At 49.8% G+C, this 659-nt stretch carries 2 pseudogenes; both read right to left on the bottom strand.

From position 1 onward, the window contains the following. Positions 1 to 272 (bottom strand): annotated as a pseudogene (locus tag DXD65_RS21390) (hypothetical protein); the annotation flags it as partial. 4 nt (positions 273 to 276) lie between these two features. Next, positions 277 to 659: pseudogene (locus tag DXD65_RS20515) on the bottom strand (mobilization protein); the annotation flags it as partial.

Raw genomic sequence — 659 nt, forward strand, 5'->3', positions numbered from 1 at the left:
TGCGAGGTCACGATAAGCCCCTTTATATCTTCAAGGTCTTGTTTTTGGTTCTCGGACTGCCCTTTTCCGATACTGCCGATTTGGTTTAGAATCTCCTGCGCCATGTTTTCAGTAATGCCGGATTTACCTTGCATTTCCGAAATGCGCTGTTCGATAACGTCCAGTCGGTTAATCGTTTCCTCCCGGCTGGCTGGCGTTACCTGCTTCTCCTGCCGTTCTTTCAGTTCCGTAACCATGGAGAGAAGCCCCTCCAAAATTAAGTTATTTTCCATGTCCCTATAATTTTAAGTGTCGTTTCTTTTTCTTCTTTTTTCTTTCACCGGGATTGTCGGGCGTTTCATCAGCCGGAGAGGACGGGGCGGAGAACAGACCGCCCAAGTCTGCCAGTAACGGACTGTCGATTTTGCCCAGTGTCTGCGATAGCTCCTGAACAGGTGCGGAAACCGTCTGTCGGTTGCTTTCGGTAGTGTTCAGCCCCGCATCCCCGAAACATTTATCCAGCTTGGAGAAACTGAAACTGCGGTCTATCTCCGAACCCTTGAACGTGTATTCGCCTTTGGAAAAGGATATGCCCTGTACTTCGCCAGTCTGTCCCCTGTACTTGAAATGAATCCCGATACCCTTTTCTGCCAGCCGGGTTTGTAACTGCCGCCAGTTCC

Origin of the sequence: Bacteroides sp. 4_1_36, from assembly GCF_003466325.1 — a bacterium.
GTDB classification, from domain to species: Bacteria; Bacteroidota; Bacteroidia; order Bacteroidales; family Bacteroidaceae; genus Bacteroides; species Bacteroides uniformis.